Below are 15,281 nucleotides of genomic sequence, written 5' to 3'. Positions count from 1 at the left end.
CACCCAGGCGGTGCAGCATGAGCAAGAAACGCGCAACGAAAGCCGAAAGAAAACACATGGACCGCGTTACCGCGCTCGGCTGCATTGTTTGCACTCAGCTTGGTTATTCGGATTCCCCTGCTGGAATTCACCATATCCGTGCCGGTCAGGGCACGGGCCAACGTGCCGATCACTACCACACTATTCCTCTTTGCCCCATTCATCACCAGACCGGTGGTTATGGCGTTGCCTATCACGCCGGGCCGCAGGTATGGGAAAACAATTTCGGTACCGAAAGCGAGCTGCTGGTGCAGGTCATGTACGAGTTGGAGGGAAAAAAGTATGCGTGATATGTATGAAGTATTGGATCGTTGGGGGGCATGGGCAGCAGCAGACAGCAGTGGAGTAGATTGGCAGCCGATTGCAGCAGGATTTAAGGGATTACTGCCACATGGAAAGAGGTCTCGTCTGAAGTGTAATGATGACGATGGTATAATGATCGATAGTTGTGTGGCGCAATTACGGAAATATAACTTGGAAGTATATGAGATTGTAGTTGCTCATTTCATTTTCGGGTTATCTTTGCGTGAAATAGCAAAAAAAAGAAAATGTTCTGATGGCACCATTCGGAAAAGAATGCAAATGGCTGAAGGATTCGTGTGTGGCTATTTGGCAATGTTTCACTTACAAAATTATGCTAGTGCTTAATTTTTAAAATATAATAATTTCAAGAATGTAACTCGAATCTTTCTAGAAATAGCTCTTTTATTCTAAGGGGGATAAACAAAGAGCTTAAAAATGAGAATGAGGTGAAAAATGCGATTCCATACTCAAGCGTTAGCTTGATAGAATCGTGGTATTTCAATGTTTCATTGTTTTCTTTTGATAATAGGTAGTATACGAAAATCATAACAAGCACCATGAAATACATAAAAAATAGAGAGTAATATCGATAAAATCTTGTGGTAAAACGGTCTTTTTGGTTTTTTTTCTCAGCAGCAGATAATCCATCTAATATAGATGCGGTATCACTTGTCATAGTAATAACGAGTAATAAAAAACCTGTTAATACAGCGAAGACATTAGCTACAAGATTAAGTGCATCTGTATTACCGACAAGAGTGCCATGTAGAAAAAACGAAAAGAGACCAGATACCACTAAAAATAAAAAAGTGAGACCAATAGCGAGGTAATCAAACTTGGTTGTTTCTGTTGCCATGATCTCACCCTCTAGCATGATAATTATTTTATTTATTATAACACATTGGCTCTAAAATGGGAAAGTATTTCATTGGCACACTGAGGCGTTATCGTCTTTGATCCATAAGGGAGTGTATAATATATTTTATGGAGTTTAATTTTATCACCAGTTATTTTATTCCCTTTTTTAGTCTCGATGTAAAAATCACCATCTAATTCATTCACCCAGATTTGTGGCGTTTGTTCTATAGAGTTGGCTATCTCAGGGTTACCTTTCCCGCTAATTCGAATATTCCCATAGACTCCTTTATTACCTACTTTGGGGACTTTTTTTGCAATTCTGGTAACAATATTATCCTTCGAAGATGTTTTGGATGAATGAATTACGGTGTTTATATGTAATGCTTTAAATCCTTCATCTTGTAAACTAGATACTACCTGAGAGTCCAGAATAGGTGTTGGGGTAATATAAATATCTAATTGCTCAAAAAACAGATGAAGCTTGTTTTCAGGCCATGTGAATGAAATTTGAAAAATAACTCTTATATAATTTTCATTAATGAGCATGAAAAAATGGCAGGTATCATAATTGTCAACATCAATTAAGTCTGTAGGGTTATTTTGAGCTATTGGAGTAATTGATACGCTTTCTTTTGGATTATATATTGTTACATGACAGTAACATTCTCTTGCAGTATATGATATTTCTCTAATCCGAATTTTCTTTATTTTTGATATTTGAAAATCAGCATCAGCTTTGAATTTTTTGTTATTTTTTAATTGCTCGAATAGCTTATCTTTTGAAGTGTGGTTTACTTCAAAAGCCCTAACAATAGATTTTTTTGTATAACTTCCTTCTTTGCTTTCTCTAAAATTCATAACCTGTCCTTATGGATGATGTTTCTGTGCTAAAATTTGAATTTATAAATCAGTTCATGTTTTTTCTTGAATGATTCGAATAAGTGGTTGAATTAAATATTCACTTATCAACCGTAAAGCGATAGTACAAAATAACTAACGCGTACGCAAAAAATAAAGTAGCGTGTTAAAAGTGGTCACTTCGACACACAGCTTAATCATCGAAACCCTGCCAGTAATTGGCGGGGGTTGTCGTATCTGAATGTTGTGAAAAAAATGATTGATGTGGTAACTAATTGTTAACACGTGGTTGCAACGAATATTTCCCGTTTCCATTATCACTCCCACGCCGACTTAGCTCAGTAGGTAGAGCAACTGACTTGTAATCAGTAGGTCACCAGTTCGATTCCGGTAGTCGGCACCAAAATTCAGCAACAGGAAAGCGCACTGACAAAGGTTGCGTGGGGTAGCCTAACTCTGGCTGGAGTGCGGTCAGTGTGCTTCCCTGTTGTGATGAATCCCCCTAAGCGGTGGGGCAAAACCAGTGCAAACAGGTGATACCCGTTTTGGTGAGACTGAACATTGCGAGGCATGGCTACTGACCAAAGCCTCACCGGGAGGCACCCGGCATCACAGCATCTAACAGTATTGAGGTAGAGGATTTTTATTCCGCAGGTCATTTAACAAGTAAGCGCTCTACTTGGGCGAATTCCGGTGTTTAGTACAACGGGGCAGTGTGTTTACTTGTTGTGATGAATCTCCCTATGCGGCGAGGCGTAAACAGTAAAAGCACGGCCTGTTATTACAGCTAAGCACATCAATAAAGCGCGGACCGGGTGGCTGACCTATGGTCCACCTGGAGGCACCAGGCATCACAACAACTGAGAAAGAAAAATTGGACCTGCCAGTTCATTCAACAAGTAAACGCTCTGCAGGGATGAATCCCGGCGTTTGGGTTCGCCGGGACAGTGCGTTTACTTGTTGTGATGAATCCCCCTGTGCGGAGGGGCAAACCAGCAATCTTTACCTGTTTGTAGCAACGACTGTCGATTGCGAGTCATGGCTGCTGACCAACGGCTCACGGGGAGGCACCCCGCATCACAACAGCTTTAAGGCCCTTTAGCTCAGCGGTCAGAGCGTGCGACTCATAATCGCCCGGTCGCTGGTTCAAATCCAGCAAGGGCCACCAACCGCCACTAGCTCAGCTGGACAGAGCCGATAACCTGAGGTTGTAGGTGCGGGGTTCGAGGCCCCGGTGGCGGACCATGCGTTGTTAGCTCAGATGGACAGAGTATTGCTTTCCGAAGGCAAGGGTCACTGGTTCGACTCCAGTACAGCGCACCAATGCGGTCATCGTATAATGGCTATTACCTCAGCCTTCCAAGCTGATGATGCGGGTTCGATTCCCGCTGACCGCTCCATATTTGCTTTCTGGCCTGCGAAGACGGGAGTGCCCTGAGTGGCCAGAAAGCGCATTCGCATGGGTGCTGCTCATATTTGTCTTCAGTTAATGTGGGCAGGTTTGGAGAATGAGTTAGCACCCAGTCGAATGCGGAAAGTGTCGGCCGTAACAGGAATGCAATCTTCATACAGTTAGTTTTCCTGTTGGGGTGAATTCCACTCAGCGTAGGGGGCGTAGCTGCAGACGGAGTGCAAAAAGTCGCGAGTCATGGTGGTCGACCAAAGGCCCACCAGGATGCACAAGGCACCACAACAACTCTTCAGGACGTTTAGCTCAGTGTTTAGAGTGTGTGGCTCATAATCGTCTGCTGGCGGGTTCAAACCCAGAAAGGGCCACAACCATCGCTAATATAGTTCCAAAGAACTGGTGACCCTAATTTGCAGTTACAACTGACCGCTCCATATTTAGCTTTCTAGTTTACGATGACGGGATTGCTTCTGGTGACTGGTGGATAAAAGCATCTATCAAGTTAAAAGTGAGTTACAGATGACGTTGTGCACATTTCGCTTTTACTGTGTATGTGACTTTATCTGCGATAAAAATGCCATTGATGAGATGGCATGTATCATTCTGAAATGTAATTTAATTAAAGGGTGTTAATATGAGTTTTGAATGGAAATCAGATGATAATGCAGTTTATACAGCTGACGAGGGTAGTCGAGTAATTTATGGCGATGGTTTTGATAAGTTACTTGGTTTCAGCTTTACAATGGACGCCCTCGATTGTGAACTTAATTTAAAAATAAACGCTGACTCGGATTGTGCATTCATGTGGCCTGTGGCCACTGAGTTTTCAGAGTCCAAAAAAACAAATATCAATGTTCAAAATGGTACATTGGTAATATCCCCGGAGAGGCTTACTCCAGTCGGAATTATTGGGAAGACTGGTGAGAAAGGCAATAGAGTTTATATCACAGTGAATGATGGTGCTGTACTGAAAATCAAAGATATCCACATGGTAACTCATGAAAAAGAGGCAGGGCGTTGTGACTGGAAAGTTTCTGGTGACCTGATAATGAATGGTGGTTCGTATGATAGTACTTCAGCATTTAAGTTACTGGAAGGTGGATGTTGGACTCTGAACCAAGAGTATGTGAATCTATCTGGGGATTTTGTAATTGATAGTTCTTCCGTAAATGATTTTGGTTATTGCTGTTTGATTAATGCAGCTAATTTATCGTTGGTTGGTATTGAGAGTGTCGAAAATGATGGGTCATTTTTCATTAAAGGGAACTCTAAAGTGAAAATATCCATAGATAAATCACCTATCAGTGAGTATGCGGGGGAGGTTAGTATTGAGGGGTGGGTTATATTGCAAGATAAAGCAAAACTTACATTTTCAAGTTTTAAACGTGACAGTGATATCAATATTAGCTGTGGTTTTGAATTAAGAAAGGGCACGACTGAGCTCACTTTTGGTGAGGCAGGAAAACCGTGTCCAATTATTTTTGATTCTAGTGACGTTAAATCAGGTCGCTATAAAGGGATATTTAACTTCATCCATAATCAGGTTGATGGTAACGGTGGGTCGTTAGTTTTTATTAATCCGGCCGATAACTTCTTCGACCTTCTAATTAAGGGCGATTACATCAATATTAATGGCGCGCCAGCTACCTATAAAAAGGATTATCTTGCATATCCTTTCAAACAGGGTGGTGTTGAATCGGTTGTCGTAGCATTAAAACAGTAAAATATTCTTCCTAGGTTACCCCAAAAAGCCGCACTAATTTGCGGTTTTTTCATTTCTGGTAAGAGATCACATGAAGAAGAAAAACAGGCGTCTGTTAATTAACGGGCTGCTGGTGGCCGCTATTGCATCAATGGCCGCCTGTTCTGCTGTGTCATTCACCCACGTAAATGGCGCGAAAGGCCAGGGGGTCACTAACGCAGAAGTGCAGCCAAACAACACGGTAGTCGTGACGTATCCGAACGGCTCCGCGTGCATCGATACCAATCCTGGCGAAAGCCAGGTCTGCAAAGGAAACTGATATGCGAACGCTGTTGCTGTATCTGGCGTTGTCGTGTTTGCTCACCGGCTGCGTGTCTCAGCGATACCTCGGCGTGCAAATCAGTTCAACGGACCCGGTGAGTTTTACCCGCGTGCTGGTGAATGGTAATGCGGTGGTGGTGTGCGAAGTCTCGGAATAAAAAAGCCCGCCAGGCGCGGCGGGCGAAAGTACAGCTGAAGGTACTAGGCTGAAGATTTGACTATTGTGACGCGTTTTTGGGTTGTCAAATTAGGGACAAAAAAAAGCCCACACGGGAGTGGGCTAAAAATAAAACAATTCTTTATCAGAGCGACCTTCTGGTGTCGCCTTTTCAATGTCAGAACGGTTTTTAAATTTGTCAATGCAGCAGCATGTTTATTCATAGGCAATCAAATAGTATTGGTACATATCGGGTTATTTGTCATGCGCGGACTTTGTGCCAGTACTAGGGGCATGGTCTGTTATCCCGTCAACAGTTGTGGGGAAAAATGCCCTTAACTCAAGTAAAGGAAAAGTTTTACATTTTGAATAAAGATAACCAATTTTTAACAATGGGTGAGTTTTATGTTTCGGAAGGGTTGACTACATCCCTAAGAGTGATCCTCTGGGAGCAGTGAATTGGATTTGGAATGATCCCTTAGGAAAGTCCTATGACATTCAGCGATTAATTCTTATAGTTTGTCTTAAGGTGAGAAATAATTCATTGTAAGCTGCGTGTTATAATAAATTTAATTTCTGCCTAGTCCTTCTTTGAGTTGAAAGTGCATTCACATTGAACTATTATTTGTCCTTTAAGTGCTGAATGATAAATAATGTAATTTTGATTGATTTATCGAGTATTTGTAATGATCACGATTGCTTTGTTAAATTATCAGCTGAAGATATTAATGAATAGGGACGTGTCAGAATGCCTCTTCTTTATGATGAGTTTATAAAACATTACTGTAATCTTTCAAATATCAATAAATTTCGACGGCTATATGAACACGCATGGGATGGTATACCAAGAACTAATGAGGTTGATGCAATAAAGTCTTTTTTATTAGATCCTAAGGTCGGTATTGATTTTTTAAATGCAAGCGTTTCTAAGAAAATAAATAACTCAAAATTTAATATGAAGTTTGCTAGTATTTTCTGTCACAAAAAACCACGGGTTCTAAGGACGCATTACAATGCAAGCAAAAATCCAGGGAAGCGGCCCGGTTGCGAATTAGGAGATTTATTTGTTCTTTTTTTGTTAATGGATGCAAGTGATAATATTCATTATTCATCAGGAGCACTCTTTCAGGCTAAGTTAGAGCCAAAACTAGATTCTGCGACTCAACGTCATCTTTATGACGATGATGATGGTTTTATATTGCCGAAAAACCTCCTGACTGGGCGTGGGATAACAAACAGCTTCCGAAAAATGCCTACATACAGTGAGGGGAGAGGTAATGCTCTCCGGTATTTAATTCTGAATCCGAAAGTTTTAAAAAACCATGTTCAGGCTAGGCATACCCCTTGGAGCAATGACTACCAAAGTCGCTGGTCTACATTTGTTGACAACTTGATATCTGGTACGGATGGGTTAGCTCTAAATTTGAATGCTGCTACACCCAATGCTTGGGAGCAAATAGCACATGATTTGTTATGGATGATTAACTCAGTTAAGAAAAATAAGCCTCCGCGAGGTAATAACGTTGCAGCTAATATCGCGACTGGGCTATTTAATAACTATGCGAGTTATGAAAGATATTGTGTGGAACTTGAGGAAGGTGATGGTATTCCAACAATGTTGATAATTGCACATTCTCCAGAGCCTTATGAGGAGGTGCATATTAATCCTTTTGAAAAGCGTGACTTATTTAAATCTGAGTCAAGTTAATTTTGCCTGTGCTAAATAAAGCTAAAACAATAGGCCTCGCATGTGCGAGGCCTATTGTTTTAGTTCTAAGTAAGAATGACTAAGGGGCTCTATGCCAGATATTAAGGGTTTGCATAAAACACTTTTTGCTATAAGAAAGCAAATCCCTTTTGCAACAGCACAGGCGTTGACCAGTGTAGCGCGCCAGATTGAGCAAGCTGAGAAGAAAGGACTGCAGCGGCAGCTGGAGAACCCTACACCGTTCACCGTGAATGCGGTTCGTTCGACTGCCGCGCGCAAAACAAACCTGATAGCCAAAGTCTTCGTGATGGATACAGCGGCCAGCTATCTCGACCCTTTTGAGTTTGGTGGGCCTCATAAGTTAAACGGTAAGGCTCTGCTGAACCCCAAAAACATCAGGCTGAACAAGTACGGCAACCTGTCGAGGAACAAGCTGGCGCAGTTGAAAGCCAATCCCAATGACTTTATTGGTACGGTCACAACGAAAGCCGGTAAGTCTATTAATGGTGTATGGCAACGCCGGAAAGGAAGAAAGGTTAAGAGCAGGAGAAAGCGCTCACCAAACGGAGAGAGACGCGAGCGGAAGAAGCAGCGAGCACCAAAACTACTCCTTCGCTTCGGTAACGCACTCCCCGTTAAAGAGCATCTGGATTACTTCGCGCGAGCAAACAAAATGGCAGAGGCGCTGATGCCATCAGCATTAAGCCAGGCGATGGCTGAGGCATTGAAAACAGCGAATTAGCCCCTTTAACAGCATATCTGACCCAGGCATATGTCTGGTTTTTTCGTATTGGAGAACCTATGAACGAGGTAGCAACGATTTTAATGAAGCCTGGTAGCGGCATGTCGTTATCTGCTGTGGCATTGGCATCAGGTTTAATAACACAAGGCCTGAGAATTTGTTTAATCGTACCGACACTTGCAGACGCCAAAAAAGTCCCTGAAATTATTCCCAGAAACATGGTGGGTTCGGCTGACATTGTTACCTCGATGATTTGGGCAATTCCATGGGTATATATTTTTGATGATGCTTTACGCTGTGCTGAGGAATTTCGCCACCACGGTGAAGGTGAGTTGGTGAATATCGCTCTTGACCGTTTAAGCATTCACCAGGATCGACAGACGAGACTTTATCTTTTTCAGTACACAGCATGAACAAAAACAGACCGGGGGAGGGGCTCAAAAATGGGTCCCTCCTGGCGACTATTTGTTTCACGGGCATTGCGCGCCGCGTTGTTTTTCTAGCTAAAAATTTTTGAGTTTGTGTCCCATGTCCCACGTGCATACTTATGCATAATCTTCTGTAAGCCTTGCGGTTGCTGGATTTATTGCTTTAGACCGTGGGACATTTGCATGGGACATTGGCAGGTATGTCCCATGATATGTCCCATGGAATGTCCCATGGAATGTCCCACGGATATGTCCCACGAAGATGAGGCCAGTTTGTCCCATGACTACAATGAACCGGATCGATTACGCCCGTCATGCTGGCGTGGATCGTAAAACGATTTCTCGCTGGATTAAGGCGGGGAAATACATCGTTCTTTCAGGTGAGGATATTGACGTTGAGGCAAGCGATCGGGCTGTTGCTCTCTGGCGCGACAGCACTGACGGCAGAACCAAAAATGCGGCTAAGTCAGAGCCCTCCCCTCGGAGCGAAACAGGCGACGCTGATCCCGATAGTGCAGATTCTTTTGTTAAGACGTTTATGCTGGCTAACGGAGCAAGCTGGACAAAAGAGGAGGCCAGCCGCGTTAAAGAGAACTACCTTGCCCTGCTGACCAAATTAGAGTTCCAGCAAAAGGACGGGCAGCTCATTGAGCTGGAGCAGGCCGAAAAGGTGCTGTTTGATTGCTTCCGGGCTCAGCGGGATTCCTGGCTGAACTGGCCCGCAAGGGTCGCCCCTTTGATGGCCGCCGATCTTGATGTGCCTGCTGACAGGATGACCGAGGTATTAGCTGAGCATGTCCACAAACACATTACCAGCCTCGGAGAGCCTGAGTTTAACGCAGAGGAAGACTGATCGCCTTGCGGCCAGCGTTCGTAAAGGCTGGACACCTCCGCCGAGAATAAGCGTTCCCGACTGGGCTGATGAATACCGCAAGCTCGCCAAAGAGTCCGGTAGCACGTCGGGGAACTGGGAAACCGCGACCGTCGAAATTGCCAGGGGGCCGATGCTTGCGGCCACGGAGTCCGGGGTCCATATCATCACCGTGATGTGCTGCACTCAGTTGATGAAAACAGCGCTGTTGGAAAACCTTTTTGGGTATTTTGCGCATCTTGATCCGTGTCCGATGTTGCTGCTGCAGCCGAAAGAGGCCGCCGCTGAGCAATTCTCAAAAGAACGTATCACCCCTATGTTGCGCGTTACGCCGGTCCTGAGAAAGCTGGTGGGCGGTAACAAGCAGAAAAATTCGAAAGAGACCCTGCTGTATAAATCATTCACCGGCGGCTTTCTGGCGCTGGCCGGTGCCGGGAGTCCTGACAACCTTGCCCGTCGCCCCATTCGTATCTTGCTGGCGGATGAGGTGGACAAATATCCCGTCACCCGTGAAGGGGATCCGATTGCCCTGGCTGAGGAACGAACGGCAACGTTTGGCCTGAACTGGCTTTCCATTCGTGCCTGCTCCCCCACAGTGGAGGACGAAAGCCGGATTGCGGACAGCTACGCGGATTCAGATCAGCGCCGCGCATCGGTGAAATGTCCGCACTGTGCTCACAGGCAGTTCCCGGATTTTTTTAAACATGTGCACTGGACCAAAGACGAGGACGGCGGACACCGGCCTGAAACGGCACGTCTGCATTGTGAGAACTGCGGTGTGGCATGGTCGGAAGGGGATCGCCTCCGGTCGCTGAAAACCATTCGCTGGCACCAGACCCGCACCTTTGAGTGCTGTGGTGTCAGGCAGTCGCCACTGATGGAGTATGAAAACGCCTGGCGCGATAGCGACAGTACAGCGATAGAGCAGGTCTGGTCATGGTCTGCTGATGATCGCCATGCGGTATATCGCGCGCGATGCCGGTGCTGTGGCGCGCTGCCGGTGAGTAATGTCCACGCCGGCTTTCAGGCGTCGAAGCTGTTCAGCCCCTGGCAGAAAGATAAACCGTCCGATATCGCGGGCAAATACATGAAGGCCAAAGGTGACCCGGATAAAGAACAGGCCTGGTGGAACACGCAGATGGGCCTGCCGCACCGGCCGGTGCACGGTAAGGCTATCCAACTGGATGTGTTGCTGGCCCGGCGTGAAGTGTACGGGGCTGAGGTGCCTGATGGTGTGGCCGTGCTGACGGCAGGGATAGACACGCAGGATAACCGGCTTGAAATTGAAGTGGTGGGCTGGGGGCGGGATGAAGAGTCCTGGTCCATAGCCTATGACGTGATTGAAGGTGATCTGGAGACCCCTGAACCGTGGGAGCGTCTCGATGCATACCTGCAGCAAATATGGCGACGGGCTGACGGTCGCGGTTTTGTTATCAAAGCCGCCTGTCATGATTCCGGGGGCTCGCACTCCCAGAAAGTTTATGACTTTGCAAAAGCCAGACTGGCCCGGCGTATCTGGGCCATAAAAGGGGAGTCGGCCCGTAACGGTAAACGCTCACCGGTGTGGCCGAACAAGCAGCCGACGTCCCGAAGTAAAAAGTCATACCGCCCTGTGATACTGGGGGTGAACTCCGCCAAGGATTCTGTCCGTGGCCGTCTGCATATCGAGGCACCCGGTCCGGGGTATATGCATTATCCATCCGACCGGGACATGGGATGGTTTGAACAGCTCCTGTCCGAGCGACTGGTGGTGAAAGAAATCAGTGGTCATCGTTTTACCGTCTGGGAGTTGCCGGGCGGAAAGGCAAACGAAGGCCTGGACTGCAGGGTATACGCCTACGCGGCTCTGCACGGTCTGATGCATATCGGCTTTAAGCTCAACGCAACGGTGGAGAGTGTCGCCGCAAATCCTGAAAGCCTGTTACCGCCACCGGCGGCACCAGAGGAAAAACACAGTCTGCGCCTGCCTGGTGCAGAATTGCCGGCGACGCCGGAAAAACCGAAAAAACTCCCTCGCCATAAACGATTAGCAAGGTAATTCCATGACAGCGAACTGTGGCCCGCTTGCGGGTATGACGCAGGAGCAGCTCCGTGCGGCGCTTGCGGCTGCGCAAAAGGCCTACACCGAGATGATGTTGGGGCAGATGGGCGTGTCATTTTCCTATGCCCAGGGGGACGGGACCCGCTCTGTGACGTACAAGGCAACGAGCCTGGAGAACCTGAATCAGTTTATTCGGGACATTCAGATAAGGCTTGGCATCTACTGTGGCCCGCGTAGTCGCTATCAACGATTCAGGTACTGATATGACCAAAATTACACTGTTAGGACCGGATGGCCATCCGCTTCCGCCAAAGGCACTTCCTCCCTCCGGTCGTAGCCGGAACGCAGCGCTGGCGGGAAACCGGGGGATTGCTTACGACGCGGCAGATGTGACCAGCGACCAGATGGCTAACTGGCGACCGTCCCTCTGGTCTCCGGACAATGAAATCAACCCGTACCGTGACCGGATGGTATCGCGTACCCGTGATCTGGTCCGCAATGACGGCTGGGGCGCGGGGATTATCACCCGCACCCAGGATAACGTTGTGGGTCCGAGTTTCAGGCCGATACTGAGTCCGGACTACCGGGCGCTGGCGCATATGAGCGGTAACAGTGCGTTTGATATTGGCTGGTCACGGGAATACAAACGCGCGGTCGAGGCCGCATGGCGCAGCTGGGTCTCGGATCCGGGGCGCTGGTGTGATGTGGAGCGCCAGCTGACTATCTCACAGCAGTTGCGACTGGCCTTCCGGCACAAGCTGATAGACGGTGATGCGCTGGGGTATCTGCAGTACCGCCCGGAGCGTCTCGGGTACGGAAAAGCGAAGTTCGCCACCACCCTGCAGATCATCGACCCGGACCGGCTGAGTAACCCGCAGCAGATGATGGATCTCAAGTACATGCGCGGTGGGGTGGAAATCGACGATGACGGCGCGCCGGTGTTTTACCACATCCGGGAGGCTCATATGGGGGACTGGTGGAGTGCTCCGGAAACGGTTATCTGGAAGCGTATTCCTCGTGAAACCCGCTGGGGCCGCCCGGTGATGGTGCACGACTTTGACCACGACCGGGGCGCGCAACATCGAGGTGTCGGCCTACTGACGCCGATTGTGCAGCGTATGAAGATGCTCACAAAGTATGACCAGAGTGAGCTTGAAGCCGCAATCCTCAACGCCGTGTTCGGGGCTTATCTCAAGTCGCCGTTTGACCCGAGCGTGGCCGCTGAAGCGTTGGGCGACACTGCTACAGATGTGGCGAACGCGGAAGGCTGGACCGGCTATCAGGATGCCCGCGCAGACTATTACAGTGACAACCGCCTGATGATGAATCATGGGGTGGGGATCATGAAGCTGTGGCCCAGTGAAGAAATCGGGACGGTGGATGCGCAGCGGCCAAACAGCAATTTTGCTGACTTTGAAAGCGCCATGCTGCGCAATCTTGCGGCGGCGACGGGGCTCTCTGCCCAGCAAATCAGCCAGGACTGGTCTGATGTGAATTACAGTTCGGCCCGCGCGGCCATGCTGGAAGCATGGAAAACGCTGACCCGGCGACGCGAGGACTTTGGCTCCGGTTTTGCCCAGCCTGTGCTGGTGGCCTTTATGGAAGAGTTGCACGAATTTCACGATCTCCCGCTCCCCCGAAACGCTCCGGACTTTGCCGAGGCACGTGCGGCCTATTCGCGCGCCCGCTGGCAGGGGCCGGGACGTGGCTGGGTTGACCCGGTTGCGGAGAAGAAGGGGGTGATCCTCGGTCTCGATGCCGGTATTTCCACTATGGAGCAGGAGGTGGCTGAGAGCATGGGGGCGGACTGGGAAGAGGTAGTGGACCAGCGAAGCTTTGAAATTAATTACTTTAAGGAAAAGGGGATGCCGCCGCCGAGCTGGGCGCAGGCCAATGTGATGGCCCCTGAAACGATAAAAGATCCGGAGGAAAAGTGAATCTACCCCATCTCGCCCAGCGGGTGTTTAACACGCCGCTGATGCTCCACCCGCTTAAGGCGGAAATCGTGATGACCGCGCTGATGGAGCGCTTTGGTATTGCCCGCGTGTCGGCTGGTGCCTGGTCAGATGAAGAAGAAAAACCCTTCCGGCGTAAGGGTAAGGAGACCGGCTATGACGTACTGGAAGGGGTGGCGGTGATCCCCGTCCATGGCACGCTGGTTCAGAAGCTGGGAAGCCTGCGGCCGTACAGCGGCATGACCGGCTATGACGGTATCCGACAGTCCTTTCTGAATGCCCTGCATGACCCGGAGGTCACGGCGATCTGTCTCGATGTGGATTCGCCGGGCGGTGAAGTGGGCGGCTGCTTTGACCTGGTGGATTTGATTTACGCCAGTCGGGGGAAAAAGCCGATACACGCCATTCTCACCGAAAGCGCTTACTCAGCGGCTTACGCCATCGCCAGTGCGGCGGACAGGATAGTGGTTCCCCGCACCGGTGGTGTGGGCTCGATTGGCTGCATTGTCATTCACTGCGACTGGTCACAGCGTATCGAGAAGGAGGGCCTGCAGGTCAGCATTATCACGTTCGGTGACCGTAAAGCCGAAACCAATTCCCTGCGCCCGCTGAGTGACCAGGCGCGTGCAGGAATACAGGCCGAAGTGGATGCCGCCGGGGTGCTGTTTGTGGACACCGTGGCCCGTAATCGCGGGCTGGCGGCTTCCGTGGTCAGGAACACCCAGGCGGCGTGCCTGCTGTCGGAGGAGGGGGTGAGGCTCGGTTTTGCTGATGCCGTGCTCTCCCCGGATGACGCATTTTATGAGCTGTTAACAACAACAGGAGTTAGTCATGTTTAAATTTGGACACCTTCTCGGCGGGAAAGCCTCCCGCAGGCTGGAAGAGGATAACCAGGACGATCCGGAGCTGGTGGACGACACCCAGCCTCAGGGGAAGACGCGTGGCCGTCGCGTGGATGACAATCCGGACGATCCGGATAACAACCCTGATGCAGTTGATGATCCTGAAGACCCGGACAACAAGGGCCGCAAGGCGAAGAAAGCAAAAATAAAATCCCGCCGCGCTGATGATGATTCAGACGTGGAGGGTGAAGACGATGACGGCGACGATAATGTCGATGACCCGGCCGACAAAAAGGCGCGTATGGACGAACGTACCCGCTGCGCCCGCATTTTCGGCAGTCCTCACTCCGCCGGAAACACTGCGCTGGCGGCCTCTCTGGCGTTCAATACCGGTATGAGTTCCGCCGCTGCGATTCAGGTGATGGAAAACACCGCACCACCGGTTTCAGCACCTTCAGGGCCGCGCCGAATAAGTCTCGATGATCGGATGCGGGCGGAAGCTCTGCCGAAACTTAAACAGGATACGCGGCAGCAGGGCGGCCTTAATGCGCTGGTCAGCCAGTATCAGAATCTCTCCGGGAAAAGGAAATAATCATGGTTGAAGTAATTGGCGATAACCCGTGTACACCGGGGATGCAGAGCTATACGTATGTGCCCGACCAGCTGATCGCAGGTAACCTGCAGCTGGTGACGGACACCGTTGATATCGGCGGAGCCAACCCGCTGGTGCGTGGGACCATTCTGGGTCAAATCACCGCGACCGGGGTGTATGTCCTGAGCGTACAAACCGCCACCGATGGCAGCGAAGTGCCCAGCGCCGTGCTGGTGGATAATGTCACTCCGGGCGGCGCTACCGTTCGCGGAGGCATTTATGAGCTGGGGATCTTTAACCAGAACCGTATCACCTTTGACAGCAGCTGGACGATCCCGGCACTGAAAACGGCCCTGCGTCCGTTCTCTATTTTCCTGCGTGACAGTCTGCAGGCTTCGGCCTCCTGATTTTTAGCTAATCCCTTTTTAGTGTGGCTATGCCGTTCATCCGGCAGGG

At 49.1% G+C, this 15,281-nt stretch carries 17 protein-coding genes and 5 tRNA genes; 20 read left to right on the top strand and 2 right to left on the bottom strand.

Annotation, left to right across the window (positions count from 1 at the left end; all coding sequences use genetic code 11):
* The first annotated feature begins 17 nt into the window (after window positions 1–17).
* Complete coding sequence (locus tag C3708_RS08455; protein WP_103948027.1) at window positions 18–329, top strand: Ref family recombination enhancement nuclease; 312 nt, start codon at window positions 18–20, stop codon at window positions 327–329.
* Window positions 322–687, top strand: coding sequence for an antiterminator Q family protein (locus C3708_RS08450; RefSeq protein ID WP_103948028.1), 366 nt, complete (start codon window positions 322–324; stop codon window positions 685–687). The genes C3708_RS08455 and C3708_RS08450 overlap by 8 nt, the downstream gene beginning before the upstream one ends.
* Before the next feature lie 19 nt (window positions 688–706).
* Here C3708_RS08450 and C3708_RS08445 read toward each other — a convergent pair whose 3' ends face one another.
* Window positions 707–1,198 carry a hypothetical protein gene (locus tag C3708_RS08445; RefSeq protein WP_103948642.1) on the bottom strand — a complete coding sequence of 164 codons (492 nt, stop codon included), beginning with the start codon at window positions 1,196–1,198 and terminating at the stop codon, window positions 707–709.
* Window positions 1,199–1,233: 35 nt separating this feature from the next.
* The gene (locus tag C3708_RS08440; RefSeq protein ID WP_103948029.1) at window positions 1,234–2,058 is read right to left on the bottom strand and encodes a hypothetical protein; all 825 of its coding nucleotides are present in this window, start codon (window positions 2,056–2,058) and stop codon (window positions 1,234–1,236) included.
* A 327-nt stretch (window positions 2,059–2,385) separates the two neighbouring features.
* Here C3708_RS08440 and C3708_RS08435 point away from each other — a divergent pair.
* From C3708_RS08435 to C3708_RS08355, 18 genes are all read left to right on the top strand, one after another.
* Window positions 2,386–2,461, top strand: a tRNA-Thr gene (locus C3708_RS08435).
* 689 nt (window positions 2,462–3,150) lie between these two features.
* Window positions 3,151–3,226 (top strand) — tRNA-Ile (locus tag C3708_RS08430).
* 1 nt (window position 3,227) lies between these two features.
* Window positions 3,228–3,303, top strand: a tRNA-OTHER gene (locus C3708_RS08425).
* A gap of 1 nt (window position 3,304) precedes the next feature.
* Window positions 3,305–3,381 (top strand) — tRNA-Arg (locus C3708_RS08420).
* 2 nt (window positions 3,382–3,383) lie between these two features.
* Window positions 3,384–3,458, top strand: a tRNA-Gly gene (locus C3708_RS08415).
* Between the two features lie 642 nt (window positions 3,459–4,100).
* Complete coding sequence (locus C3708_RS08410) at window positions 4,101–5,189, top strand: hypothetical protein (RefSeq protein ID WP_103948030.1); 1,089 nt, start codon at window positions 4,101–4,103, stop codon at window positions 5,187–5,189.
* Between the two features lie 70 nt (window positions 5,190–5,259).
* Window positions 5,260–5,487: a hypothetical protein gene (locus tag C3708_RS08405; protein ID WP_103948031.1), complete on the top strand. Its 228-nt coding sequence runs from the start codon at window positions 5,260–5,262 to the stop codon at window positions 5,485–5,487.
* A gap of 1 nt (window position 5,488) precedes the next feature.
* Window positions 5,489–5,647 carry a hypothetical protein gene (locus C3708_RS23715; RefSeq protein ID WP_158251359.1) on the top strand — a complete coding sequence of 53 codons (159 nt, stop codon included), beginning with the start codon at window positions 5,489–5,491 and terminating at the stop codon, window positions 5,645–5,647.
* 747 nt (window positions 5,648–6,394) lie between these two features.
* The gene (locus C3708_RS08400) at window positions 6,395–7,354 is read left to right on the top strand and encodes a hypothetical protein (protein WP_103948032.1); all 960 of its coding nucleotides are present in this window, start codon (window positions 6,395–6,397) and stop codon (window positions 7,352–7,354) included.
* Window positions 7,355–7,445: 91 nt separating this feature from the next.
* Complete coding sequence (locus C3708_RS08395; protein ID WP_103948641.1) at window positions 7,446–8,096, top strand: hypothetical protein; 651 nt, start codon at window positions 7,446–7,448, stop codon at window positions 8,094–8,096.
* A gap of 59 nt (window positions 8,097–8,155) precedes the next feature.
* Window positions 8,156–8,509, top strand: a complete 354-nt coding sequence (locus C3708_RS08390) for a hypothetical protein (protein WP_103948640.1) — start codon at window positions 8,156–8,158, stop codon at window positions 8,507–8,509.
* 304 nt (window positions 8,510–8,813) lie between these two features.
* The gene (locus C3708_RS08385; RefSeq protein ID WP_233210405.1) at window positions 8,814–9,377 is read left to right on the top strand and encodes a hypothetical protein; all 564 of its coding nucleotides are present in this window, start codon (window positions 8,814–8,816) and stop codon (window positions 9,375–9,377) included.
* Complete coding sequence (locus C3708_RS08380) at window positions 9,319–11,433, top strand: phage terminase large subunit family protein (RefSeq protein WP_103948035.1); 2,115 nt, start codon at window positions 9,319–9,321, stop codon at window positions 11,431–11,433. The genes C3708_RS08385 and C3708_RS08380 overlap by 59 nt, the downstream gene beginning before the upstream one ends.
* 4 nt (window positions 11,434–11,437) lie before the next feature.
* On the top strand, window positions 11,438–11,698 hold the full coding sequence (gene gpW, locus C3708_RS08375) for a gpW family head-tail joining protein (protein ID WP_199184157.1): 261 nt from the start codon (window positions 11,438–11,440) through the stop codon (window positions 11,696–11,698).
* A gap of 1 nt (window position 11,699) precedes the next feature.
* A complete protein-coding gene (locus C3708_RS08370; RefSeq protein ID WP_103948036.1) occupies window positions 11,700–13,373 on the top strand; it encodes a phage portal protein in 1,674 nt (557 codons plus the stop codon).
* A complete protein-coding gene (locus C3708_RS08365; protein WP_103948639.1) occupies window positions 13,370–14,230 on the top strand; it encodes a S49 family peptidase in 861 nt (286 codons plus the stop codon). Before C3708_RS08370 ends, C3708_RS08365 begins: the two co-directional genes overlap by 4 nt.
* Window positions 14,223–14,825: a DNA primase gene (locus C3708_RS08360; RefSeq protein WP_103948405.1), complete on the top strand. Its 603-nt coding sequence runs from the start codon at window positions 14,223–14,225 to the stop codon at window positions 14,823–14,825. Before C3708_RS08365 ends, C3708_RS08360 begins: the two co-directional genes overlap by 8 nt.
* 2 nt (window positions 14,826–14,827) lie before the next feature.
* On the top strand, window positions 14,828–15,232 hold the full coding sequence (locus C3708_RS08355) for a head decoration protein (protein ID WP_103948638.1): 405 nt from the start codon (window positions 14,828–14,830) through the stop codon (window positions 15,230–15,232).
* Window positions 15,233–15,281 lie beyond the last annotated feature (49 nt).

The organism is Lelliottia sp. 7254-16, from assembly GCF_002922995.1.
In the GTDB taxonomy this organism is placed as follows: domain Bacteria; phylum Pseudomonadota; class Gammaproteobacteria; order Enterobacterales; family Enterobacteriaceae; genus Enterobacter; species Enterobacter jeotgali.
Note: the sequence above shows the minus strand (reverse complement) of the source record. Positions and strands in the feature narration are given on the sequence as shown.

Bases quoted from the DNA above. Each gene is read 5' to 3' on its own strand.
- C3708_RS08455 (WP_103948027.1), top strand. From the start codon at position 18: ATGAGCAAGAAACGCGCAACGAAAGCCGAAAGAAAACACATGGACCGC.
- C3708_RS08450 (WP_103948028.1), top strand. From the start codon at position 322: ATGCGTGATATGTATGAAGTATTGGATCGTTGGGGGGCATGGGCAGCA.
- C3708_RS08445 (WP_103948642.1), bottom strand. From the start codon at position 1,198: ATGGCAACAGAAACAACCAAGTTTGATTACCTCGCTATTGGTCTCACT.
- C3708_RS08440 (WP_103948029.1), bottom strand. From the start codon at position 2,058: ATGAATTTTAGAGAAAGCAAAGAAGGAAGTTATACAAAAAAATCTATT.
- C3708_RS08410 (WP_103948030.1), top strand. From the start codon at position 4,101: ATGAGTTTTGAATGGAAATCAGATGATAATGCAGTTTATACAGCTGAC.
- C3708_RS08405 (WP_103948031.1), top strand. From the start codon at position 5,260: ATGAAGAAGAAAAACAGGCGTCTGTTAATTAACGGGCTGCTGGTGGCC.
- C3708_RS23715 (WP_158251359.1), top strand. From the start codon at position 5,489: ATGCGAACGCTGTTGCTGTATCTGGCGTTGTCGTGTTTGCTCACCGGC.
- C3708_RS08400 (WP_103948032.1), top strand. From the start codon at position 6,395: ATGCCTCTTCTTTATGATGAGTTTATAAAACATTACTGTAATCTTTCA.
- C3708_RS08395 (WP_103948641.1), top strand. From the start codon at position 7,446: ATGCCAGATATTAAGGGTTTGCATAAAACACTTTTTGCTATAAGAAAG.
- C3708_RS08390 (WP_103948640.1), top strand. From the start codon at position 8,156: ATGAACGAGGTAGCAACGATTTTAATGAAGCCTGGTAGCGGCATGTCG.
- C3708_RS08385 (WP_233210405.1), top strand. From the start codon at position 8,814: ATGAACCGGATCGATTACGCCCGTCATGCTGGCGTGGATCGTAAAACG.
- C3708_RS08380 (WP_103948035.1), top strand. From the start codon at position 9,319: ATGTCCACAAACACATTACCAGCCTCGGAGAGCCTGAGTTTAACGCAG.
- gpW (WP_199184157.1), top strand. From the start codon at position 11,438: ATGACAGCGAACTGTGGCCCGCTTGCGGGTATGACGCAGGAGCAGCTC.
- C3708_RS08370 (WP_103948036.1), top strand. From the start codon at position 11,700: ATGACCAAAATTACACTGTTAGGACCGGATGGCCATCCGCTTCCGCCA.
- C3708_RS08360 (WP_103948405.1), top strand. From the start codon at position 14,223: ATGTTTAAATTTGGACACCTTCTCGGCGGGAAAGCCTCCCGCAGGCTG.
- C3708_RS08355 (WP_103948638.1), top strand. From the start codon at position 14,828: ATGGTTGAAGTAATTGGCGATAACCCGTGTACACCGGGGATGCAGAGC.